General features: G+C 46.2%; 22 protein-coding genes. 17 read left to right on the forward strand and 5 right to left on the reverse strand.

Annotated features, from left to right (window positions below; all coding sequences use genetic code 11):
• Positions 1-138 precede the first annotated feature (138 nt).
• Positions 139-1026 carry a LysR family transcriptional regulator gene (locus tag LC508_RS24600; protein ID WP_033140808.1) on the reverse strand — a complete coding sequence of 296 codons (888 nt, stop codon included), beginning with the start codon at positions 1024-1026 and terminating at the stop codon, positions 139-141.
• Positions 1027-1254: 228 nt separating this feature from the next.
• Between LC508_RS24600 and LC508_RS24605 the strand changes: the two genes are divergently transcribed.
• A complete protein-coding gene (locus LC508_RS24605; protein WP_054353672.1) occupies positions 1255-1935 on the forward strand; it encodes a YoaK family protein in 681 nt (226 codons plus the stop codon).
• A 1128-nt stretch (positions 1936-3063) separates the two neighbouring features.
• Complete coding sequence (locus LC508_RS24610) at positions 3064-5025, forward strand: hypothetical protein (protein ID WP_103731499.1); 1962 nt, start codon at positions 3064-3066, stop codon at positions 5023-5025.
• Between the two features lie 2 nt (positions 5026-5027).
• Here LC508_RS24610 and LC508_RS24615 read toward each other — a convergent pair whose 3' ends face one another.
• The gene (locus LC508_RS24615; RefSeq protein ID WP_033140810.1) at positions 5028-6422 is read right to left on the reverse strand and encodes a sensor histidine kinase; all 1395 of its coding nucleotides are present in this window, start codon (positions 6420-6422) and stop codon (positions 5028-5030) included.
• Positions 6419-7126, reverse strand: a complete 708-nt coding sequence (locus LC508_RS24620; RefSeq protein WP_033140811.1) for a response regulator transcription factor — start codon at positions 7124-7126, stop codon at positions 6419-6421. Before LC508_RS24620 ends, LC508_RS24615 begins: the two co-directional genes overlap by 4 nt.
• Before the next feature lie 216 nt (positions 7127-7342).
• Between LC508_RS24620 and LC508_RS24625 the strand changes: the two genes are divergently transcribed.
• The 7 genes from LC508_RS24625 (at position 7343) to purM (ending at position 13457) form a co-directional block, all read left to right on the forward strand.
• Positions 7343-8098 (forward strand): ABC transporter ATP-binding protein, encoded by a 756-nt coding sequence (locus LC508_RS24625; protein ID WP_033140812.1) that lies wholly within the window; start codon positions 7343-7345, stop codon positions 8096-8098.
• Positions 8095-8817, forward strand: a complete 723-nt coding sequence (locus tag LC508_RS24630) for an ABC transporter permease (RefSeq protein ID WP_033140813.1) — start codon at positions 8095-8097, stop codon at positions 8815-8817. Before LC508_RS24625 ends, LC508_RS24630 begins: the two co-directional genes overlap by 4 nt.
• Positions 8814-9584: an ABC transporter permease gene (locus LC508_RS24635; RefSeq protein ID WP_033140814.1), complete on the forward strand. Its 771-nt coding sequence runs from the start codon at positions 8814-8816 to the stop codon at positions 9582-9584. Before LC508_RS24630 ends, LC508_RS24635 begins: the two co-directional genes overlap by 4 nt.
• Positions 9585-9872, forward strand: coding sequence for a hypothetical protein (locus tag LC508_RS24640; RefSeq protein ID WP_225305260.1), 288 nt, complete (start codon positions 9585-9587; stop codon positions 9870-9872).
• 112 nt (positions 9873-9984) lie between these two features.
• Positions 9985-10686 carry a metallophosphoesterase family protein gene (locus tag LC508_RS28415; protein ID WP_034513823.1) on the forward strand — a complete coding sequence of 234 codons (702 nt, stop codon included), beginning with the start codon at positions 9985-9987 and terminating at the stop codon, positions 10684-10686.
• Between the two features lie 111 nt (positions 10687-10797).
• Positions 10798-12126, forward strand: coding sequence for an MATE family efflux transporter (locus LC508_RS24650; RefSeq protein WP_033140816.1), 1329 nt, complete (start codon positions 10798-10800; stop codon positions 12124-12126).
• A gap of 80 nt (positions 12127-12206) precedes the next feature.
• The gene (gene purM, locus LC508_RS24655; protein WP_033140817.1) at positions 12207-13457 is read left to right on the forward strand and encodes a phosphoribosylformylglycinamidine cyclo-ligase; all 1251 of its coding nucleotides are present in this window, start codon (positions 12207-12209) and stop codon (positions 13455-13457) included.
• A 76-nt stretch (positions 13458-13533) separates the two neighbouring features.
• On the opposite strand, the gene LC508_RS24660 is transcribed toward purM, so the two are convergent.
• Complete coding sequence (locus tag LC508_RS24660; protein ID WP_033140818.1) at positions 13534-14535, reverse strand: NAD-dependent epimerase/dehydratase family protein; 1002 nt, start codon at positions 14533-14535, stop codon at positions 13534-13536.
• Positions 14536-14730: 195 nt separating this feature from the next.
• Here LC508_RS24660 and LC508_RS24665 point away from each other — a divergent pair, with 195 nt between their 5' ends.
• The 7 genes from LC508_RS24665 (at position 14731) to LC508_RS24695 (ending at position 20698) form a co-directional block, all read left to right on the forward strand.
• Complete coding sequence (locus tag LC508_RS24665; protein ID WP_033140819.1) at positions 14731-15309, forward strand: TetR/AcrR family transcriptional regulator; 579 nt, start codon at positions 14731-14733, stop codon at positions 15307-15309.
• 136 nt (positions 15310-15445) lie between these two features.
• Positions 15446-16354 carry a quinolinate synthase NadA gene (gene nadA / locus LC508_RS24670; protein WP_033140820.1) on the forward strand — a complete coding sequence of 303 codons (909 nt, stop codon included), beginning with the start codon at positions 15446-15448 and terminating at the stop codon, positions 16352-16354.
• A 61-nt stretch (positions 16355-16415) separates the two neighbouring features.
• Positions 16416-17729 (forward strand): L-aspartate oxidase, encoded by a 1314-nt coding sequence (locus LC508_RS24675; protein ID WP_033140821.1) that lies wholly within the window; start codon positions 16416-16418, stop codon positions 17727-17729.
• Positions 17726-18583 (forward strand): carboxylating nicotinate-nucleotide diphosphorylase, encoded by an 858-nt coding sequence (gene nadC / locus LC508_RS24680; protein WP_033140822.1) that lies wholly within the window; start codon positions 17726-17728, stop codon positions 18581-18583. The genes LC508_RS24675 and nadC overlap by 4 nt, the downstream gene beginning before the upstream one ends.
• A 77-nt stretch (positions 18584-18660) precedes the next feature.
• Positions 18661-19185, forward strand: a complete 525-nt coding sequence (locus LC508_RS24685) for a transcription repressor NadR (protein ID WP_033140823.1) — start codon at positions 18661-18663, stop codon at positions 19183-19185.
• A gap of 31 nt (positions 19186-19216) precedes the next feature.
• On the forward strand, positions 19217-19720 hold the full coding sequence (greA, locus tag LC508_RS24690; protein WP_033140824.1) for a transcription elongation factor GreA: 504 nt from the start codon (positions 19217-19219) through the stop codon (positions 19718-19720).
• A gap of 159 nt (positions 19721-19879) precedes the next feature.
• Positions 19880-20698 carry a purine-nucleoside phosphorylase gene (locus LC508_RS24695; RefSeq protein WP_054353679.1) on the forward strand — a complete coding sequence of 273 codons (819 nt, stop codon included), beginning with the start codon at positions 19880-19882 and terminating at the stop codon, positions 20696-20698.
• 216 nt (positions 20699-20914) lie between these two features.
• Here the strand turns inward: LC508_RS24695 and LC508_RS24700 are convergent, their stop codons facing one another.
• Positions 20915-21529: a Type 1 glutamine amidotransferase-like domain-containing protein gene (locus tag LC508_RS24700; protein WP_033140831.1), complete on the reverse strand. Its 615-nt coding sequence runs from the start codon at positions 21527-21529 to the stop codon at positions 20915-20917.
• A gap of 307 nt (positions 21530-21836) precedes the next feature.
• Here LC508_RS24700 and LC508_RS24705 point away from each other — a divergent pair, with 307 nt between their 5' ends.
• Positions 21837-22592 (forward strand): N-acetyltransferase, encoded by a 756-nt coding sequence (locus LC508_RS24705; RefSeq protein WP_033140832.1) that lies wholly within the window; start codon positions 21837-21839, stop codon positions 22590-22592.
• The last annotated feature ends 33 nt before the right edge of the window (positions 22593-22625 follow it).

The following is a 22625-nucleotide window of genomic DNA, read 5'->3' on the forward strand; positions in this document are numbered from 1 at the left end:
TTTTTGTGGGAAGGGGGTGTAAATATGAAAATCTTTAATTTCTTAATTTCAATTGTAGCAAGTGTAATTAGCTATTATATTTGCAAATGGTTTGACAAAAATAATGGAAATGACTAATTATAAAGAAAAGAAACCTATTTAATATAATAGTAAGAGCTCCATTAATTTTTCAGCGACAACACTGAGCGGGCGCTCCGTATCCTGAATCAGGCATATGGAGCGCTTCGGCGGTTCTATATGCAGTGGAATTCTGAAAATTTCATTTTTCTCCAAAGCATCCCCGGCAAATTCTTCGGGAAGAAATCCGATTCCAAGCCCGTTTTTCACCATCATCAGAACCTGGTCCATGGTGGCAGCCTCCAAATCCGGTTCCAAGGTTAAGCCGTGTTCCAGGAAAAAGTCCCCATACAATTCATAACTTCTTGATCTTTTATCCATACACACAAAGGAGAACTGTTTCAGTTCCCCGAGATGCCATGTTTTTTCGGAAAACCCGGAAAACTGCGGCCCGCCTACAAGGATTTCCCTGAAATATTTCAGCGGAATTTCTTTTAATGGCCTGGTGATGCCCGATGGATTTGTGATAACGGCAAAATCTACGGTACCGTTTTTCAAAGCCTGTATGGCCTGAGGCGTGGTCTGATTAGAAATCCGTATCCTTACTCCCGGGTATTTCCTGTGAAATTCCCCGAGTTTATGCAGAAGCAGCCCATGCAGTGCCGTTTCGCTGGCTCCGATGGAAACCTGCCCGTTTTGCAGGGACTGCGCTGACCGCAGTTCTTCCTCTCCGGCCTGAATCTGTTCCACAGCCAGGGATACATGACGGAAGAGCATTTCCCCCTCCGGTGTTAGCTTTACGCCCCTGTTGGAGCGCACCAAAAGTCTGCATCCCAGCTCGTGCTCCAGATTATTCATGGATCTGGTAATATTGGGCTGACTGTTCATCAGAACAGAGGCCGCCTTTGTAAAGCTGTGATATTTCGCTACGAAATAAAAAATTTTATAATAATCATATGTTATATTCATTAAAGTTACTCTGCCTTTCCTTTGGACGCTGCAATCTCTGTGGCAATCGTTTGCTCTTCGCTATCAATTTCCTTCTTTTTTGGCTGTAATAAACAATAACCGCTGTCTGATATATTATTATGATATAAAAGCGATACGAAATATATATTTTACATCTTGCTTCACAAAAGTATAATATATAAAAGAATAAAAAACAACCCAAACCGACAGCGGTCAACAGGAGGAATCATGAAACCAGAAATTAAAAAAAAGCAAATGTCAGAGTCCATGCCTCTTGCCATATTTTTAACTCTGGCCGGCGGTTTTCAGGACGCCTATTCCTATAACTGCCGCGGCAAAGTCTTTGCCAATGCACAAACCGGTAATATTGTTCTGCTCGGTCAAAATCTGGCCCAGGGCCAATGGAAGACAGCGCTTCATTATCTCATTCCCCTCGCCGCTTTTTTCCTGGGCGTTTATATTACGGAGCGGGTACATTGCCTTTTCAGGGAAAATGACAAAATCCACTGGAGGCAGATTATTCTTCTGATAGAATCTTTTTTACTGATCATCACCGGTTTTCTCCCTCAATCCCTGAATATAAGTGCCAATGCCCTGATGTCCTTTGCCTGTGCCATGCAGGTCAACAGCTTCCGAAAATTTCATGGTCTTCCATGTGCTACTACCATGTGTATCGGCAACATCCGAAGTGCCACGGAAATGCTCTGCAGATATCATATAACCAAAGATAAAACGCTTAGGCGGAAGAGTGCCCACTATTATTTTATCATCCTGGTTTTCGCCATAGGCGCAACTACCGGGGCACTGGTTACTGCACATTTGGGCAGTCAGGCTATCTGGGGGTCTTCCTTGCTGCTGCTGGCTGGTTTTATCCTCATGTTTATCAAAGAGCAGCCGGTTTTATTCTGAGGATTGGCTGTGTGCCCTGTGCCCGGCAATATATTTCGCGATGCATGGATAAGAACATTTTTCTTTATATTGCGCTGGCTGCGTAACGGTTCAACTTGTCTGAACTATTACGGAACATTAAGGGATGCCTATAATTTTAAGATGTTGAATTGAAATAGTAGGTAAAGCAGAAAGAAAATTTGGCCAGAAACTTAAGAAATACCTATAATTTTAAAATCTTAGATTGAAATATAGGTAAAGCAGGAAGGAAAATTGGTCAGAAACTTAAGAAATACCTATAATTCTAAAATGTTAGAAATGAATAGTAGGTAAAGCAGGAAGAAAAATTGGCCAGAAACTTAAGAAATACCTATAATTCTAAAATATTAGAGTTGAATAGTAGGTAAAGCAGGAACAAAAATTGGCCAGAAACTTAAGAAATACCTATAATTCTAAAATGTTAGAAATGAATAGTAGGTAAAGCAGGAAGAAAAATTGGTCGGAAACTTAAGAAATACCTATAATTCTAAAATATTAGAGTTGAATAGTAGGTAAAGCACGATGAGAATCTGATCAGAATCGCCAGAAATGCCTATAATTCTAAGATATTGGAACGGAATAGCAGGTAATCTTTCATAGACTAAGTCCGACTCACTGGAAGTGTCAGGGCTTTCTGGATTTTTGCACTTCCTCAAATCTCTTTCGCTCATGTTATCTCAAATGGCACGGAAAAATCATGCAGGAAAAGGAGGAGGTTCTTCTTATATTTTACCAGCCTGTTGAGCAGGGTCTACTCTTTTTGCAGCAAAAGGGGCCGAAAAGCGAATGTTCCAACGGGGGGACCTTTCAATTTGACTGTGGAAAACTATGAGAAAATGGGCCGGAAGGTCTCATTAAGGTGGCAAGTTATCCACAATAGCCGGGATTTCCATTTGCCATGGCAGATAAAGGCATGACTTGGCGGATAAGTCATGCCCGGAAAAAATAAATTTTGTCCTTGCATTTCGTGACCAAATATGATATTGTATTTCCACAACAACAGGCAAAGTTCTTGCCTCTCTAAAATATCTAATTATATCTTTTAAACAAAATCAGGCGTTTCGCCAAATTTACCAAATCATTTTATTCCATATCTGAAGGAGGTTTTTTATGGTACAAAAAAACATTGTGTGTGAAGGTTTAAGATGCTGTGTGCATTCTAAGGCGGCATTTATTGACTGGTGTATGGAATCCTCAAAAGAATCCCGGAATATGCTGATTCAGGCTATGATGAATGCAGATGGCAGAGAAGGATTTTTCGAGTCATCGCAAATGGGCAGTGTTGTGAAAAAGAGCATACTGTGGAACCAGGAACAGAAGGAGCATGTATTTGATGCCATTATCAGGAGAAAATTGTTAAAACGCGGACAGGAAGAACTTCCCCAGTTACTTGCAGCAGCAGTAGGCCCTGCGCTGAATATGGATCACGAGGAGGTACAGGTGGAAAGTATTCTTTTTCTGGCATATGCAATCGTCAGAAATGAGACGTGCAGAGAAGCCATAATGGAATATGCAGAAAAGGAAGGCGAAACATGTTACGATGCATATAAAAATTCCAGCTACAAAGATTCGGACTTTTTATCCTGGTTTCTCGTGGCTGACAGGCTCCCGGCAAGCATGGCAGTGGGTTTGATTGAACGGATACGCCTGGAAGAAGAAGCAGCAGAGGACAGTGATGCAGATGAGCACAGGCGATACAAAGACTTTACAGAAATTCTGGAAAAGGGTTACCGGAATCTTAAGAACCAGTTAAAAAAAGCAGAATACATAGATGGCTCCATGTTCCAAAAGATAGTTCAGGACAGCAATGATATGGTACATGCCGCGTCGGAGATGATGGTTCTTTTGGTAATAGCTGAAGAATTGGAAATTCCGGTACATGAGGATTATGATTTTTATTTGGGGCTTCAGATTCTTGAATCATATGAAGAGGATCTGGAAACATTGCCGGAGCCGGAAATTACAGAAAACGGAGGCAGAAGACTGCACAGAAATCTGCAGAAGGGTCATCCGCGGATGGAATCCTATTATACCTGCTATTATCTGGATGGGACAGAAACAGAGAGAACTGTGCCTGATCCCGGGACAGTATTTGAATATTTTCATTTGAACCTGCGTATGCTGGCAGGAATTGAGCTGGAGCAGAAAGATATAGACTTTATCTGTTCCCTGTCAGAGGGAATGAAATGGCAGGAGTATAAACAGACATTACTCATAGCAAGCTTGTGTAAATATATCCATAGTCTGCAGCAGTTATGTGAAAAGAATGATCCGGAGGAATACCGCTACCGTCAGCGAAGAGCTGAGAAGGATAGGAAGGAATTCCTCAATAAAATAGAGAACCTGCAGAGCAGGACAGCGTATCTGGAACAAAAGAAAAGGGAATTGGAAAATTGCCTGGAGCAATGTGAAAAAGAGAAAGAAAAGCTGAAGGTGAAGATTCAAAATACGGAGGAAAAAAATGCGCTGGAGCGGGAGGAATTGATCAGCCTGCGGAATTATGTTTTCCCGTTTACACAGACAGGAGGTAAAGGCGCAGGTGTCATACAAACAGAATCTGCAAAAACAGGATGTGAATGGATAGGATGTGTTCAGACAGAAAACGCTCGGACAGAATCCCAGACAGGATGCGTCCAGACAGAAAACGCTCGAACAAAAAGCGCTCAGACAGAATACATCCAGACAGAAAATCCTTCGACAGAAAGCGCTCGGACAGAACGCGTCCGGACAGAACGCGTCCGGACAGGATGCGCCCGGACAGAATGCGCCCAGACAGGATGCGCCCGGGCAGAGCGTGCACAAGCAGAAAGTGCTCAGACAAAACACGCACAAGCAGAATGCGTACTGCAAGAACGTGCCCGGACTGAATGTGCACAGGAAGTACATTTACAAACAGTGGATTCACAGGCAAAAGCATATCAAAACCACGAAGAATCCCACCGCACAGAAGACTATGCAGCGCTGATGAAAGGCGAAAAAATGCTCATAATCGGCGGGCATATAATTCTATACGTCCATGGCAATAACATAGATAAAATCCTGCAGGATATCAATCGTCAGATCTCATCATAGTATCATTCTGTTCCCGGCACCCGGATAACAACCCGGAATCCGCCGGCTTTTCCATGTGAGACCTCCATGTCTCCGCCATGCACTTCTGCAATTTGCCTGACCAGCATCAGCCCAAGCCCGTGCCTCTGGTTTCCTGTCTCTCTGTCGCAGACCATATAATGGGGGGCTTTCCGGATTTTCTCAAGCTCTTCATCGGTGACTCCGGTGCCATTGTCCTCCACCACGATTCTGCACATCTTTTCTGTTCTCCCCACAGACATGAACAATGTACAGCCATCCGGATTATGCACCTGACTGTTTGTGATTAGGTTAGAAACCGCCCGTTTTAAAAGCCCCTTATCCGCTTTTGCACAGCAGTTCTGCATATCCTCCCCTGCGACCCATTCGATTGGATATTTTCCCTCCAGGTCCAGATTCAGGAAATCCACAGCGGTCTGTCTGACCAGGGAAACTAAATTTACAGTATCCATATGAAGAGGCTGCACATTATACTCCAGTTTTGACGCCAGATTCAGATCATTGACCAGATTCTTCATCCGCAGGCTTTGCTGCCGGATGATCCGTGCTTTCTTTCGCTCCCTTTCCGGCAAATCCCTGTTCTCCTCAATCTGGCTTGCATATCCCAGAACCATAGAGAGCGGCGTTCGGATATCATGGGATACTCCGGCAATACAGTTTGCACGGGCAGTCTCCTTTTTCTGAAGCTGATAATCCTGATTCCGGAGTTTTTCCGCAGCTTTATTGATGGAAACCGCCAGGTCTGACAGCAGTCCCTTTTCCTTGACATAGACGTCTCTTTCAGCAGGAAGTGCCTCAATACCCTGTATGACCGGCTTTACAGAACGCAGAACCCCGGAGGTAACGACCATATAGACGAAAAATATAAGGATGAGATTACAGCTTAAAAACAGCAGCACCGTTTTAGGAAAATTTCTGATGAAATCATAGTCAAAGGTATTGGATATTAATTTCCAGTAAGATTTCTTCGGAAAACCAAGCATGATCAAATCATCCCCGTACCCGCTGGTAGTGATGGGATAATCATTGATATACCCTCTGACCGCCATGGCAATGCTGGCTGCTGAATACTGTGTGGGAATCCCCTCCGGAAGATTGCTGCTGTTCCAGAGAATATATCCGGTTTCATTATCCACTAAGATAGCCCAGGCATTTGTCCTGGAAAGGATATCCTCTCCCTGGGCGGACAACCGGTATGTTCCATCCCCGTTCTCAGTAAGGGCAGAGGCCACAGTATCTGCAGATGACCATGCTCCGTGGTTGGCTGCCTGCTTATATGAGATAAGGAGCAGGAGAAAAAAATTAAGGAAAAGCAGCAGCACAAGGGAAAACAGCATGGTTACAATAAACCGTTTGATCAGTTTCAGAATACTTTTCATCGTACGTCCTCCATGAGCAGTTTATATCCCAGTCCCTTGACAGTCAGAAGGGATTCCGGTCTGGATGGGTTTTCCTCAATTTTTTCCCTTATCCGCCGGATATGTGCCATAAGAGAGTTTTCATAGCCAAACGGATTGTCACCCCAAACTGCCTCACAGAGCATATCGATTGTCACGATCCTGCCGGCATTCCGGCTGAGAACCTGCAGCAGTTCAAATTCCTTGGCAGTCAGGGCAATATGTTCCCCGTTCCGTATAATTTCTGCCCGGTCAAAATCCAGGGCACAGGCTTTCAGATACACGAGATTTGATTCATTCCGATAGCTTCTCTTTAATATAACATGAACCCGCAGGATCAGTTCTCTGGGCAGAAACGGTTTTACCATATAATCATCAGCACCCAGGCCAAGTCCTGTAAATTTGTCCTCATCCTCTCCGCGTGCGGTTAAAAAAAGGATGGGAAAGTCAGAAAACTCCCGGACCTTTTGAAACAGGGAGAAACCATCGCCATCCGGCAGCATAACATCAAAAATGCCAAACTCAGGATTCCACTCACGACAGGCAGCCAGTGCCTCCGCCGTATTTTTTGCGGTTTTTATCTGTAAATATCCCTCTTCCTGTAAAATAGAGACAACCATATCAAGCAGCTCCGGTTCATCGTCTACAAGAAGTATTCTTTTTCTTTTCAAATGATCATTTGCCATTGTCTGTACCTCCCTGCAAATATATTTTCCGTATTTGTATCTATTCATCCGGCTGAGTAGCTCCCCGTATCCTTATTATATCAGCAAATCCGCCTGCCCGTGGGAATAATACCGAAATGTAAGGTAAATGTAAGGTTATCAGAATGCAGATGTAAGGTTGGCTTTCTATAATAAAGACAGAAACAAAGAAAAAGAATCCGGAAGGGAGACATGAAAATGAATATTATAGAAACATACCATCTGACAAAAGAATACGCTGACTTTACCGCTGTCGCTGACCTGAACATGCATATACGAAAGGGCAGTGTTTACGGATTTCTGGGACCGAATGGGGCTGGTAAATCCACTACTATGAAAATGTTTTTGGGACTGACAAAGCCTACAAAAGGCCGTTTTACCATTAACAGCAATACCTTCCCCAGAGACAGGATGAAGATTCTCAGGGAAGTGGGGTCTTTCATAGAAGCACCCGCTTTTTACGGCAACCTGACAGGTGAAGAGAATCTGGAGATTATAAGAAAAATCCTGGGTCTTCCGAAATCCAGCGTATCGGATGCTCTGGAGCTTGTAGGGCTGACCCAGTACCGGAAACGCCTTGCCAGAAAGTATTCCCTCGGTATGAAACAGAGGCTGGGGCTGGCCTCTGCGCTTATCGGACGCCCGCCTATTTTATTCCTGGACGAACCGACCAATGGTCTTGACCCGGTGGGAATCCATGAGATCAGGACTCTGATCCGTTCCCTGCCGAAGAAATACGACTGCACAGTCCTCGTGTCCTCCCACCTGCTTCCTGAGGTAGAGCTCATGGCGGATGATATCGGAATCCTGAATCATGGCCGTCTCCTCTTTGAAGGGAATCTGCAGGAACTGCGGCAGATGGCTGACTTTGAAGGATATCCCTCTGACAATCTGGAAGATACATTTCTGGCAATGGTGGAGGAGGATAACAGAAAGAGAGGTGCAGGAAAATGACATCTGCATTGGAGTGGAATAAGCTGAAGCGGACCGGATTCTTTCCCGCATTTCTGGCTGGCGGACTTCTGGCAGCGGCAGCCCCGGTGGTAAATATCGGAGCCCGCCCGGAGAGCTTTGTAAACAAACAGGATTCCCCGGCAGTTATTTTAATGGGAGCCAACTGGCAGCTCATGTCTATGCTGCTGTCTTTTCTCCTTATTATCGGCGCATGTATTATGTACCATACAGAATTTGCAGACAATGCCATGCAGCGCATGGATACCCTTCCAAAGCGTCCGGAGAGTCTGTTTTTCGGAAAATGCAGTGTGCTGTTGGTTTTGACAGCCGGGGCGCTTGTACTGGGAGGTGCAGCTCTTTGGTTCTGCGGATGGAAGTGGTTTTCTGCAGACCGCATCTTTACGACAGAGATCTGGAAGAGCATGGGATTTTCTTTTGCCATGTTCCTTCCGCTGCTCCTCTGTATGACTGCAGTTTCTTCCATCTGTAAAAATATGTGGATATCGCTGGGAATCGGCACGATCTGTCTGTTTATGACTTCCATTCTCCAAAATGGAGGCGGGATACTCTCTTATCTGCCATTTATGATGCCCATGAAGGTATATCCGAATCTTAATGGGGCGCAGGCAGTTAGATGCCTGATTATATCCTGCGGGGAAACGGCAGGTTTCGGATTGCTGGAAATCATCTATTTTAAAATAAGGAGGAATTTCACATGAGTTTCTTATCATTAGCAGGAGTAGAACTGAGAAAGACACGTCGCTCCGGCATCCTCTGGATTTTAGTGATTCCCGTATTTCTCATATGGCTGACTGCTGTGATCAATGCGGATATTAACTTTACCATAGGAAATGAAGGGATATCCCCGGAAAATAACTTTTTCATACAGAGCTTTATGGGATATGCCTGGTTCATGTTTCCTGCAAGTATTGTGATCAGTACCGTGATGCTGGTGCAGACAGAACGGAAGAATAAAGGAATACTGAAGATGCTGGCTCTGCCTGTATCTGCGGCCCGCCTCTGCCTGGTGAAATTTTCTATCCTTCTTTTGCTGGCAGCAGTGCAGATGTTTTTTATGACCCTGGCATATTTTCCAAGTGCGGCGATCGCATCCCGAATCCAGGATTATAACTTCATGCTGCCGGTTATGGATATACTGAGAGAAGCGGGGATCATTTACATTTCCTCCATTCCCATGGCCGCGTTTTTCTGGATGCTTGCTGTCAGTATTCAGACTCCCATTTTTTCCATGGGTGTGGGAATGGCATCTATTGTGCCGTCTGTCCTTCTTATTAACACAAAAATATGGTTTGCGTACCCCATGTGCTACCCGTTTCTCATGGCTGCATCCAGGATGCATGAGCTGGCATCCAATATGGGGACCTTTGCTTTTGAACTGATGCCGTTCATACCTGTGGCAGTGGGTTGCACGGTGGTGTGTCTGTTTGCAGCCTGTATCCGTTTCGGACAGGCAGAGAGGAGATAGATGATGAAAGAAAAACTGTTTACTGCGATAAGTACTGTTTTAATATTTTTCCCGTTTACAATTTTTCCGATACGATGGAATCCGTGGGCATTGGAGTCACCTGCGGCTGAGATCATTATCCTGGTGTATATTGCGGTGATGATTGTCGGGGGTATTTTCACGATTACCGCTTACACAAAAGGGAAGGTTAAGAACAATCTGATGAAAATATGCCTGGTAGTGCACGGCGTCTACATAGCCGGAGGCGTGGCTATGCTCGCTATGATGGGAGCAACAAAATTTTCATAAACGAATGGCGGGTGCTTTACAAAGAAAATGATTTCGGATAAGATAAAAGAAATCCTGTAACTGTTCCACCGGACAGACAGTTACAAAATCTAATTAGATGGAGAGCAGCTAAATGAGAATAGCAGTCTTATCCGATACCCACGGGCTTCTGCGTCCTGAGGTGATGGAAATTGTAAATACCTGTGACGCGGTTCTTCACGGCGGAGATATTAACACCCAAAGAATCGTGGATGAACTTTCAAAAGATAAACCTCTCTACATTGTCAGAGGAAATAATGACAAAGAATGGGCGGAACAGATACCGGTATCCCTTCGGTTTGAGCTGGACGGTATTACCTTCTATATGGTGCATAACAAAAAAGAGATCCCCCGAAATCTGACCGGTGTGGATGTGGTCGTATTCGGTCATTCCCACAAATATCTGGAGGAACGAAGGGACGGACATCTCTTCCTCAATCCGGGGAGCTGCGGAAAACGCCGCTTTAACCAGGATATAACCATGGCAGTTCTGGAGACCGGGAACGGAGAGATACAGGTAAAACGCATAGATATTCCCCACACGGATACCCCCGTAAAAGTTCCGGTGGGAACCGATACCCGAAAAGCAGTGGAGAATATCAGCCGGGGAATGAAAAAAGGGGAGAATATAAAAGATATGGCAAAAAAATACGGCTGTTCCCCGGAATTTACCGAACAGGTCTGCCGTATCATTGCCACACATCCCGGTGTGACGGCGGAGGGAATCCTGAATAAGATGGAAGTCAACCGGATACAAAATCCCTCTTGCAAAAATCCTTCCGCTGATATACAATAGCATGAGCATCCGTCTGCCACCGGGTAGACGGAAAATGCCTGAATACATTCCGGTAGGTCATGGAAGGAATGTATTTGGGCATTTTTTTTAAAATCGCAAGGAGACTGGCTTATGCAGAAACAAATGAACAGAGAATTTTACAAATACATATCCTTAAATGTTCTGGGAATGCTGGGGTTGTCCTGTTATATTTTGGCGGACACTTTCTTCATCTCTAAGCGTCTGGGGGCAGACGGCCTGACAGCGCTGAATCTGGCTATTTCTGTCTACAGTATCATTAACGGACTGGGGCTGATGCTGGGAATCGGTGGTGCCACACGTTTTGCTATCTGTCGGGCACAGAAAGAGGTGCAGAAGGGAAATCAGGTGTTCACCGCTTCAGCGGCGGCAGGGATTACGGTGGGGCTGGTTCTTCTGTTCCTTGGTTTTACCGCATCCGATGCTGTGGCAAAAATCCTGGGAGCTGAGGGTGTCATACAGGAGATGACAGGGAGTTATCTGAAGACCATACTGGGATTTGCTCCGTTTTTCATTGTGAACAACATACTTATTGCATTTGTCCGAAACGACGGCAGCCCCCGTCTTTCCATGGCGGCTATGCTGACCGGGAGTTTTTCTAATATATTGCTTGATTATGTATTCTTATTCCCCTTGAATATGGGAATCTTCGGGGCGGCTCTTGCCACCGGGTTTGCTCCGGTCATCAGTATAGGACTCTTGTCTCTGCATTTTATCAGAGGGAAAAACCGGTTTACCTGGAGCTTTGATCAAAGAGCGCTTGGGCGGCGGGTATTGGATATCTGCAGTCTTGGTATATCCGCATTTATCAATGAGCTGTCTTCCGCAGTTGTGCTCATTGTGTTTAATCTGCTGATTCTGCGTCTGGCGGGCAATACAGGGGTGGCGGCTTACGGGATCGTGGCGAATCTGGCCCTGGTAGCTGTATCTGTATTTACCGGTATTTCGCAGGGAAGCCAGCCTCTGATCAGCCGTTTTTACGGGGAGGGCAGGAAAAAGGAAAGTACCGCGGTGCTTTTAAGAGCGGTCCTGCTGGCTGCGGCTGTGGGGATTCTGTTCAGTGCGGCCGCGTTTGCATTTACTCAGAATCTGATTGGGATTTTTAACAGTGAGGGGAATCAGGAACTTGCGGATATTGCCTTTTGTGGACTGCGGCTGTATTTTCTGGGCTTTTGTCCAGCTGGGATCAACATTGTGGCAGCGGCTTTTATGGGAGCGGTGGAGCGTGGAAGGGAATCTTTTGCCATTGCTTTTGCAAGAGGTGTTGCTGCCATTCTGTTTTTCGCCTTTGTGCTGTCTTTTATCTGGAAAATGGATGGTATCTGGCTGGCTTTTCCGGCTGCTGAGGTTTCGACCCTGCTGCTGACGGCAGGACTTTGGAGAAGATATAAAAGAGGGACTCTACCGGCAGTTGAAAAATGAGATGAAATTCAAATATTCCGTTATTGTCCAAAGCGTGGTGCAGGGGTATGATTAAGGCATAAAGACGAGGAGGAAAAGCCATGCTTGACAGCGTAAAAATAGGAGGTTTTATTTCAGGAAAAAGAAGAGAACTGGGAATGACGCAGCAGCAGCTTGCAGACAGGCTGAATATTTCTTTTCAGGCCGTATCCAAATGGGAAAAGGGCAGTACATTTCCCAATGTGGAGCTGCTGCCGGAGCTTTCCGCGGTCATGGAGGTGACGGTGGATGAACTGCTTTCGGGCTGTGAGAAGGACGGGGAGGAATTGTCCTACAGTAAAGCAGGAGTGGATATTGCCTACACAGACACGATCAAAAAGGAGATGGCAAAGCACCTGGAGACAGGAGATAAAAGGGTTCTGAACGGACTCGGGCCGTTTGCTTCTCTCTACGATATTTCTTTTCCGGAGATAAAGAACCCTGTGCTGGTTCTGAAGTCAGAGGAGCCGGGGTCAAAACAGAAGCTTGCCATGGAGTATGGCTACACGGACTCCATCTGCCATGATATGATAAATCATCTGGTCAATGACATTGCTGTCATGGGGGCAAAACCGCTTGCCGTGCTGGATACGATCGTGTGCGGAAACGCGGAGAAAGACACCATCAGTGCTCTGGTCAAAGGGGTATCGGATGCCTGCCGGGAGAATGAATGTTCCCTGGTGGGAGGGGAGACAAGCGTACAGCCTGCCGTGGTGGAAAAGGGGGTATATGTGCTCACCTCCAGCATTGCCGGCATAGTGGAGAAGGACAGGATCATTGACGGCTCCGTCATGGAAGAGGGGGACACGGTGCTGGCCCTTGCATCTAACGGGCTGCACACCAACGGCTATTCCCTTGTCCGTATGCTCATGGACCGGATGCCGGAGATCAAACTGGAAAAGGTGGAGGGTATGACATTTATAGAACAGATCATGAAGCCCCACACGCCTTACTATAAAGCGCTGAAAGGCATAATGGGAAACAGCGGTGTTCACGGCATGGCCCATATTACAGGAGGCGGAATAGAAGGGAACCTGTGCCGGGTGATTCCGGACGGCTTAAGCGCTGTGATAGAGCTTGACAGGATAAAGACACTGCCTGTCTTCCGCTTTATCAGACAGTGCGGAAATATCAGTGACAGGGAAATGCTCTCCACGTTCAACTGTGGTGTGGGATTTATACTGGTGGTGCAGCGGGAGGCAGCAGACCGGATAGAAGCGCATCTGAGCAGATATTATGACTGTTACGAAATCGGCTGTATTCGGGCCGAAAAGCAGAAGATCATAATGGAAAATAAGATAAACTGGCAGTGACAATACAAGGCGGACGGTATCTTCCGAAGGGGTTAGGAAGGCCGTCCGCCTTTTCAAATGGTAAGAGTATGTCATTTTAAAACAGAATACCGTGGCTTTTCTTTTTCATCCAGGCAATTGTATCTGCAATAGTCTGGAACAGATCTCTTGGCTTAAAACCCAGCTCAGCAGTGGCTTTTGTGTGGTCAAACCGGTCATTGCTCTGCAGGGTATACAGGGAATAGCGGGTGTACAGAGGACGGTGTTTTTTTATGCGGCAGATTCCCCCAATGAGAGGCGCCGCCATCTTTGCCATCCACATGGGTAGAACCGGCAGGCGTCTGCCGCCGCTCTGCATTTTTACCATTTTCAGAACATCTTTTATCTCATAATGGCGGTTTGAGAGAATATAGCATTCACCTTTCCGTCCGCGCTCTAAGGCAGCCAGACAGCCGGAAGCCACATCGCGGACATCTACAAAATCATAGCCGCCGTTTACACAGGCCGGAAGACGTCCCTCTATATAATCAGTTACCATCTGTACCAGGTGATTGCCCGAGGTGTCAAAGGGACCTAAAATTCCTGAAGGATGGACAACCACAGCGTCAAGTCCCTTTGGCACAGCTTCCAGTACCGCTCTGGTTGCCTCCGCTTTAGTCTTGGCATAGGCGCCGACCACCAGGTCAGGGGAGAATTTGGTTGTCTCATGCAGGACTTTCAGTTTATTCTGCTCCGGGATCGCATGTACGGAGCTTACATAGAGAAGCCTTTTTACCTTGTACTGCAGACACATGGCAATTATGTTTTTCGTTCCGTTTACATTGACGTCGTATAACTCCGGGGTCACATCCTCAGCGATAGAGATCATGCCGGCAGCGTGTATGACGGCCAGACTGCTGTGTCCGGTATTTTCAAAGAAGGGTCTTAAGCTTTCCGGTTTCCGTATGTCTCCGTGGAAATACCGGACACCGCGGATATCCGGCTCTGCTTTTCCGGGGAGAAGCAGTCCTCTTACAGGAAGATTTTGTTTTTTCAGCAGACGAACAATGGTGCTGCCCAGGTGGCCGTCTGCTCCCGTAACAAGATATAGTGTTTTCATAAGGAAACATCTCCTTTTTGACACAAATATTTGATGCGCATTCCGGGGTCGGAATATAAACTCAGTTGATTCTCTTTCTATTATTTATTATAATGAGAGTATAACAGGAAAACAATCGGCAGATTTGAGCCATTTGGATGGTTTTTGAACAGTTCAGGCAAAAAGTGTCGGGCATTTGAGAAAGGAGGCCGTCCTATGGGAAAATCAGGCGACCAGAGAACCAGAATGACAAAACAGCTTATCAGAAAAGCATTTATGGAACTGCTTCGCGAAAAACCCATACACAGCATCTCCATAAGAGAGCTGTGCGGTCTTGCAGGTATCAACAGAGGGACTTTCTATGCACATTATAAAGACATTTACGACTTGCTGGAACAGATAGAGGAGGAGATGACCAGGGATATTGAAAGAGCGCTGGAGCCCCTCCTGTCAGTGGAGAACAGGGAATTGACTCCGCTGAAGATCACCACGGAGATATTCCGGTGTCTGAAGGAAAACGCGGATCTCTGTACCGTGACGCTGGGTGATTACGGGGATAAAAACTTTGCTGTACGGCTTCTGAGCCTCGGACGGGAAAAATGTGTGGAAGCGTACTCCCGGTTCTTTGCCATGGCGTCTCCGAAGGAAATAGAATATTTCTATGCGTTTGCCAGTGCGGGATGCATTGGCCTTTTGGAAGAGTGGCTGAGAGAGGGCATGGTGACAGGGGCGGAGGAGATTGCGGCCATGGCTGAGGATATGATGATGTATGGGGTCGGGTGTTTGAAAAAGTAGAGAAATACATGGGAGAGATTGTACATGGTGCAGTCTCTTTTTTGTATGTATTACAGTACAATTTTACAACTGTCTTGTCAGATGTAAAGGAAAGTTGTATAATGTTAAAAATTCGTAAAATCGAGGAGGAGAAACCGTGGATTCCATTTATCGGGAAATCGAGGAACTGAAGAAAGAAAAGGATGCAGTGATTCTTGCCCACTACTATGTGCCGGGTGAGGTGCAGGCATGTGCGGATTATATTGGAGATTCTTTTTATCTGAGCAAGATTGCCACAAAGCTGGAAGCCAGTACCCTGGTCTTTGCGGGGGTAACTTTCATGGGAGAGAGTGCAAAAATCCTGAACCCTGAAAAAACCGTACTCATGCCGGACACCACAGCGGATTGTCCTATGGCCCATATGGCGGCTGCCGGTAAGATCGAAAAAATGAGAGAAGAGTATGAGGACCTGGCAGTTGTCTGCTATATCAATTCCAGTGCCGCACTGAAGACATACGCAGACGTATGTGTGACTTCCTCAAACGCGGTTGAGATAGTAAGGAAACTTCCGAATAAGAATATCTTTTTTATTCCGGATGAAAACCTGGGCAGCTATGTGGCGAAACAGGTCCCGGAGAAAAATGTGATTCTCAATGACGGTTACTGTTATGTACATAAAGAAGTAAATAAAGAGCAGGTGGAAGAAATAAAACGCTGCCATCCAGGTGTGGAGTTTCTGGTGCATCCGGAGTGCACAAAGGAAGTACTGGAGCTTGCTGATTATGTGGGCAGCACATCAGGCATCATTGATCATGCCACAAAAAGTGATAAAAAAGAATTTATTATCGGAACAGAAAACGGTGTGCTGTACGAACTGCAGCAGAAAAATCCGGACAAAAAATTCTATACACTGCCCGGCGGACAGACCTGTACATCCATGAAAAAGATAACCCTGGAAAAGGTGCGCGACTGTCTGAAATACAATAAAGGAGAGGTAAGTGTGGATGACAGCCTCCGCAGAAAGGCCAATGTGCCTCTGAACCGGATGCTCGAGACCGCAAAGTAGTGTAACCCGCACTGCCTTTGTGAAACGGCAGGCTGCGGATGGAAAGAAGGTTTAGGAGAAAATGAAAAGAGAAAAAACAGATATCGTGATCGTGGGAACAGGTGTTGCGGGGCTTTTTGCAGCTCTTCACCTGCCTAGAGAGAAACAGGTTCTGATGCTGACAAAGGATGACCTGGAGAACAGTGATTCTTTTCTGGCTCAGGGAGGCATCTGTGTGCTGCGGGATGAAGAGGATTATGATGCATTCATGGAGGACACCCTGAAAGCCGGACACTATGAGAACAGGAAAGAATCCGTGGATATGATGATCCGTTCCTCCAGAGAAGTGATAGAGGAGCTGATCGCCTGTGGTGTGGATTTTAACCGCAGAGATGGGGAACTGGCTTATACCAGGGAAGGTGCCCATTCCAGGCCGAGAATCCTATTTCACAAAGATATCACAGGAAAAGAGATCACAAGCAGGCTGCTGGAAACAGTCCAGAAACTTCCCAATGTAAAAATTTTGACAAGGACAACCATGATTGATATACTGGAGGAGAATAACCGGTGTTACGGTATTGTGGCACGCCGGGAGGACGGCAGTACATTTGGAATCACAGCCCGGGATACAATCTGGGCCTGCGGCGGAATCGGCGGGCTTTATGAGCATTCCACCAATTTTCCTCATCTGACAGGAGATGCCCTTGCTATTGCGCTGAAGCACGGCGTTGAGCTGGAGCATCCGGATTACGTACAGATTCACCCTACAACCTTATATTCCAAGAAACCGGGCCGCAGATTCCTTATATCGGAGTCCGTGCGCGGGGAGGGTGCGAAATTATACAATGCCAATATGGAGCGTTTTGCCAATGAGGTGCTTCCCCGGGATATTCTTGCAGACGCCATCCACAGGCAGATGGAGATAGACCACAAACCCTATGTGTGGCTGGATATGCGCCCCCTTGGGGAGGAAGAGATCATGTCTCATTTCCCCAATATTTTTGAGCGATGTCTGGAGGAAGGGTATGATGTGAGAAAGGAATGTATTCCTGTTGTGCCTGCCCAGCATTATTTTATGGGCGGTGTAAAAGTGGATCTGGACAGCAGGACTACAATGGAAAATCTTTACGCGGCAGGAGAGACAAGCTGCAACGGCGTTCACGGCGCAAACCGCCTGGCAAGTAATTCCCTGCTGGAGAGTCTGGTGTTTGCAAAGCGTGCGGCTTTGCGGATCTCAGAGCGTGAGCAGCAGGAGAATGGAGAAATATGCCGGGAAAAGGCAGCCATGCTTCTGACGAAAGCGGAGAGAGAAGGCTTTCCGAGGCAGGAAGAGCTTCAGAGGATGTACGGAGAGAGCGTTTTGAAAGAAATCGAAAGGGTGAAAAAAGCGGTATGAATCAGATTACAATGAAATTAAATGCAGACCATTTGATCATGCAGGCTCTGCAGGAAGATATAACCAGTGAGGATATTACCACCAATGCGGTAATGCGCGGGGCATGCCCCGGCGAGGTGCAGCTGATCTGTAAGCAGGATGGTGTGATAGCCGGACTTGATGTTTTTAAAAGAGTCTTTGAGCTTCTGGATGAAAAGACAGAGGTGGAGTTTTATGTAAATGACGGTGACCGGGTGAAAAACGGTCAGCTTATGGCAACGCTTCACGGAGATATCCGGGTACTTCTCTCCGGTGAGCGTGTTGCTTTGAACTATCTGCAGAGAATGAGCGGGATCGCCAGCTATACAAGGCAGATCGCGGATCTGCTTGCAGGCAGCAAGACAAAACTTCTGGATACCAGAAAGACAACGCCGAATATGCGTGTTTTTGAGAAATACGCAGTAAAAGTGGGCGGCGGATATAATCACAGATATAATCTGTCGGATGGTATTTTATTAAAAGACAATCATATAGGGGCAGCAGGAAGTGTGACAAAGGCTGTGGAAATGGCAAAAGAATATGCACCTTTTGTGCGTAAGATTGAAATAGAAGCAGAAAATCTTGATATGGTGAAGGAGGCCGTGGAAGCAGGGGCTGATATCATCATGCTGGACAATATGACACCGGAGATGATGAAGGAGGCCATCCGAATCATTGACGGAAGGGCTGAGACGGAGTGTTCCGGCAATGTGACCAGGGAGAATGTGGAAAGGCTTGTATCTATCGGCGTGGATTATATTTCCAGCGGGGCGCTGACGCATTCCTCACCGATTCTTGATATTTCCCTGAAAAATCTGCATCCCGTGTCCTGTTAGCGTCAGGTGCAGCGGGCCGGCTTTGGGAGTATGAAAGGAAGCACCGCAAAAGGACAGCGAGAAAGGAATAAGTGAGGATGAACGGCGAAAAACGCAGACAGGAAATTTTAGAATATATCAGGCGCAGCCCGGAACCTGTTTCCGGTACGAAGCTGGCACAGCGGTTCCAGGTCAGCCGCCAGGTGATTGTGCAGGATATTGCACTTTTGCGGGCGCAGAAACAGGATATTCTTTCCACGCACCGGGGGTATGTGTTTCATGCCCCGGTGTTTGCGAGCCGTGTGTTCTACGTGTGCCATAAGGACAGTGAGATTCTGGAGGAGCTGAATCTGATCGTTGACTGCGGAGGCAAAGTGGAGGACGTGTTCATACGTCATGAGGTTTATGGACAGCTCAGGGCAGATCTGTCTGTTGATTCCAGAAAGAAGGCTGCTGAGTTTGTGAGAGGCATACAGGGAGGACAATCAAGTCCTCTGAAGAATATCACTTCGGGTTATCACTACCATACGGTTCTTGCAGACAGCGAGCAGACCCTGGATGAGATAGCGGAAGAGCTTTTTAAACGTGGTTTTCTGGCCGAGGCGGGAACCAAGATATCGTAACCGGAAATATCAGGAAAAGAGGCAGAGAGAAATGCGGGAACAGCTGACAGAGAATGACGTAAAGAAAATCCAGGAGGAAATCGAATACCGGAAGCTGGTGGTCAGAAAAGAAGCCATAGAGGCTGTCAAGGAGGCCAGGGCACAGGGGGATCTGAGCGAAAACTTTGAGTATTATGCGGCTAAGAAGGATAAGAACAAGAACGAGAGCCGTATCCGGTATCTGGAGAGAATGCTGAAGACTGCCGCCATTGTAAAAGATAATTCAAAGAGTGATGAAGTGGGAATCAACAATGTGGTAGAAATTTACTATGAAGAGGATGATGAGACCGAGACTTACAAGCTGGTAACGTCCATCCGAGGCAACTCTCTTGACAATAAGATCAGTATCGAATCTCCCCTTGGAAAGGCCATCCGCGGACACCGGGAGGGTGACCGGGTTATGGTGAAAGTAAATGATACGGTGAGTTATCCGGTTGTGATAAAAGCCATTGTAAAAACAACAGAAGATGAGGATGATCAGATCAGGAGTTTTTGAGGACATGGAGACATGCCCTCTTTTTTTGAATGAAAAAAGGGTTTAGTCCTTTTTCTGTAATGGGAAATGCTTTATAATGTTAGGTATGCAGATGTGTGTCCGGGAAAGGGCAGTCTGTGAGAGCATTTGCGGCAGATTGGGAAAGAGAGGAATGTAAGTATGAATCAGGCAGAAGAAAAATTATTCAGGTGTTTGGAAAGTGTGAAAAAGAGAACGGATTTTAAACCGGAGGTGGCTCTGGTACTGGGGTCCGGACTGGGGGATTATGCGGACGGAATCCGGATTGAGGATACTGTAGATTATAAGGATATTGAGGGATTTCCGACCTCCACTGTGGAAGGGCATAAGGGGCGGTTTGTATTTGGCTATGTGGAGAAGGTGCCTGTGGTGATCATGCAGGGGCGTGTCCATTATTATGAAGGATATCCCATGACAGATGTTGTGCTGCCGGTGAGGCTTATGGGACTTTTGGGAGCGAAAAAGCTGATTCTGACCAATGCGGCAGGAGGAGTAAACTTTGATTTTGATCCGGGAGACTTTATGCTGATCCGGGATCATATCACCACCGCTGTGCCGAGTCCTTTGATTGGGCCGAATATGGATAAGCTGGGGCCCAGGTTCCCGGATATGAGTGAGGTTTACAGTGTAAGGATGCGTAATGTGGTGAAGGATGCGGCGGAAAAGCTGGGTATTACACTGAAAGAAGGCGTATATATGCAGTTTAGCGGACCGAATTATGAGACACCCGCGGAGATTCGGATGTGCAGAGTGTGGGGCGCTGATGCGGCTGGTATGAGTACAGCCTGCGAGGCTATGGCTGCACGGCATATGGGAATGGAAGTCTGCGGGATTTCCTGTATTACGAATCAGGCTGCAGGGATGGGTGAGAAGCTGGATCATAAGGAGGTGCAGGAGACGGCGGACAGGGTTTCGCGGGAGTTTGCGGGGTTGGTGACGGAGGTTATTGAGAGAGTTTAGCTGTAGAAGGATAAGAGGTGTGGCATAGGCGGACGGCGAAAGAGACGGCGCGGCAGGAGCGGGAGGGGGAGATACAGCCTGGCTCCTGGCTGCGCTCCCCTCAGCTAAACACACGCCAGCCTGTATCTCCCCCTCCCGCTCCTGCCGTACCGTCTCTTTCGCCTGGTGGTGGAATGCGGGAAGGAAATCCGTGCGGGGTGGGGACTTGTTTTTTGTCTATCTGTTTAGTAGTTTCCAGGTATCATTTTCTATGAGGATTGCCTGATTGTCGGTGATTATTTTCAAATCTAATGTGGTTGCGTATTTTTGGATTATTTTTTCTGCAGCTTTTCCTAATTCCCAGTTTTTGTAGTGGGGAACTACATAGAATTCAATTAAATCAAGGCCGGTGTAGTCTTTTAAATCAGGGGCTTTTTCCGGTTTGTCCATTTCAGCGCTGTAGCGGATATCAGGAGCCACTGCGATCGCGCCGGCGGATTCGCCGATGTATAGCTTTCCATTGTTTATTTCCTTGATGAGCAGTTTGTCTGCGCCGGTTCTTTTTAATTCCTGAAGAAGGAAAAAGGTGTTGCCGCCTGATATATATATGATATCGTTTTTCTCCAGTTTACTTTTTATTGTTTCATAAGATGAACTGGAGATTTCTAATTCTTCTACTTTAAGTCCCATCCTTTTCAGACGCCATTTGCCTATTTTTACAAAGAAACCTAATTTTTCTGCAAGACTTGCGGTGGGGATAAAGGTTACGGTCTTATTTTTCAGATTTGGTTCAATTGTTTTTAATATATCCCCAACATTTTGAAACATGGAGACTAAAAGCATTCTTTTCATAGGGCATCCTCCTGCAGTGTAGTATAAGTCTGAGTATACTACAGCCGGGGAAGGCTGACAATGTCTTTAACATAATGAGGGAATAAATATGACATACTATGTCATGTTTTTTATAGTATACTGTTTATAATCAAATGAAAAAAAGAGGTTACTTTATTTAACCGGGGAATAATTGTTAATAAAGAAGGTTCAGATGACAGACAGCCGTTTATTAGCTTAATAAACTATGGCAGTCTATGACGGTCCTGATCCGGTCCCAAAATGAACGGGCAATATAGATCATATTTAAGAAGAGGAGAGAAATGAAATGGACGTAATTACTTTGACAAAGGAAAATCTTGAAAAAGAGCATATCTGCTGTGCAATTTCCAATAATAAGGACTGTCAGGTGGCAGCTAAGAAAGCGTGGATCGCCCGGCAGTTAGATGCAGGACTGATGTTCAAAAAATGTGATGTCCGGGGAAAATGTTTTATTGAATATATTCCCGCGGAGGAGGCATGGGCTCCCATATTAGCGGAAGGCTATATGTACATTGACTGCCTGTGGGTTTCCGGAAAATTCAAAGGGCAGGGATATTCCACCCTGCTTCTGGACGAGTGCATCAAAGACAGCAGGGCCAAGGGCAAAAAAGGTCTGGCAGTTCTTTCATCACCCAAAAAAAGGCCCTATCTCTCTGACCCGGACTTCCTCAGATATAAAGGCTTCCAATTGGCGGATACAGCAATGCCGTACTACGAACTACTATACCTGCCTTTCGATAAAACTTCCGGGAAACCGCAGTTCAGAGAGCAGGTAAAAACACCACAATCAGAGAAGAAGGGCTTTGTTCTCTATTACAGTCACCAATGTCCGTTTACGGCAAAATATGTTCCTCTCATCGAGAATCTGGCCAAAGACAAAGGCATACCCTTCCAAGCAATACGCTTTGAATCAAAAGACCAGGCGCAAAATGCCCCATCCCCATTTACCACATACAGTCTCTTTTACAACGGAACCTTTCTGACAAACGAAATACTATCCGAAAAGAAATTTGAAAAAATTCTCTCAGAACAAAATCTATAACTCCACTCTCACAAGCCGCTGCCGGGAAAACCG

It is taken from the genome of Blautia parvula (assembly GCF_020215665.1).
Taxonomy (GTDB): Bacteria; Bacillota; Clostridia; order Lachnospirales; family Lachnospiraceae; genus Blautia; species Blautia celeris.

Bases quoted from the DNA above. Each gene is read 5' to 3' on its own strand.
- LC508_RS24600 (WP_033140808.1), bottom strand. From the start codon at position 1,026: ATGAATATAACATATGATTATTATAAAATTTTTTATTTCGTAGCGAAA.
- LC508_RS24605 (WP_054353672.1), top strand. From the start codon at position 1,255: ATGAAACCAGAAATTAAAAAAAAGCAAATGTCAGAGTCCATGCCTCTT.
- LC508_RS24610 (WP_103731499.1), top strand. From the start codon at position 3,064: ATGGTACAAAAAAACATTGTGTGTGAAGGTTTAAGATGCTGTGTGCAT.
- LC508_RS24615 (WP_033140810.1), bottom strand. From the start codon at position 6,422: ATGAAAAGTATTCTGAAACTGATCAAACGGTTTATTGTAACCATGCTG.
- LC508_RS24620 (WP_033140811.1), bottom strand. From the start codon at position 7,126: ATGGCAAATGATCATTTGAAAAGAAAAAGAATACTTCTTGTAGACGAT.
- LC508_RS24625 (WP_033140812.1), top strand. From the start codon at position 7,343: ATGAATATTATAGAAACATACCATCTGACAAAAGAATACGCTGACTTT.
- LC508_RS24630 (WP_033140813.1), top strand. From the start codon at position 8,095: ATGACATCTGCATTGGAGTGGAATAAGCTGAAGCGGACCGGATTCTTT.
- LC508_RS24635 (WP_033140814.1), top strand. From the start codon at position 8,814: ATGAGTTTCTTATCATTAGCAGGAGTAGAACTGAGAAAGACACGTCGC.
- LC508_RS24640 (WP_225305260.1), top strand. From the start codon at position 9,585: ATGATGAAAGAAAAACTGTTTACTGCGATAAGTACTGTTTTAATATTT.
- LC508_RS28415 (WP_034513823.1), top strand. From the start codon at position 9,985: ATGAGAATAGCAGTCTTATCCGATACCCACGGGCTTCTGCGTCCTGAG.
- LC508_RS24650 (WP_033140816.1), top strand. From the start codon at position 10,798: ATGCAGAAACAAATGAACAGAGAATTTTACAAATACATATCCTTAAAT.
- purM (WP_033140817.1), top strand. From the start codon at position 12,207: ATGCTTGACAGCGTAAAAATAGGAGGTTTTATTTCAGGAAAAAGAAGA.
- LC508_RS24660 (WP_033140818.1), bottom strand. From the start codon at position 14,535: ATGAAAACACTATATCTTGTTACGGGAGCAGACGGCCACCTGGGCAGC.
- LC508_RS24665 (WP_033140819.1), top strand. From the start codon at position 14,731: ATGGGAAAATCAGGCGACCAGAGAACCAGAATGACAAAACAGCTTATC.
- LC508_RS24675 (WP_033140821.1), top strand. From the start codon at position 16,416: ATGAAAAGAGAAAAAACAGATATCGTGATCGTGGGAACAGGTGTTGCG.
- nadC (WP_033140822.1), top strand. From the start codon at position 17,726: ATGAATCAGATTACAATGAAATTAAATGCAGACCATTTGATCATGCAG.
- LC508_RS24685 (WP_033140823.1), top strand. From the start codon at position 18,661: ATGAACGGCGAAAAACGCAGACAGGAAATTTTAGAATATATCAGGCGC.
- greA (WP_033140824.1), top strand. From the start codon at position 19,217: ATGCGGGAACAGCTGACAGAGAATGACGTAAAGAAAATCCAGGAGGAA.
- LC508_RS24695 (WP_054353679.1), top strand. From the start codon at position 19,880: ATGAATCAGGCAGAAGAAAAATTATTCAGGTGTTTGGAAAGTGTGAAA.
- LC508_RS24700 (WP_033140831.1), bottom strand. From the start codon at position 21,529: ATGAAAAGAATGCTTTTAGTCTCCATGTTTCAAAATGTTGGGGATATA.
- LC508_RS24705 (WP_033140832.1), top strand. From the start codon at position 21,837: ATGGACGTAATTACTTTGACAAAGGAAAATCTTGAAAAAGAGCATATC.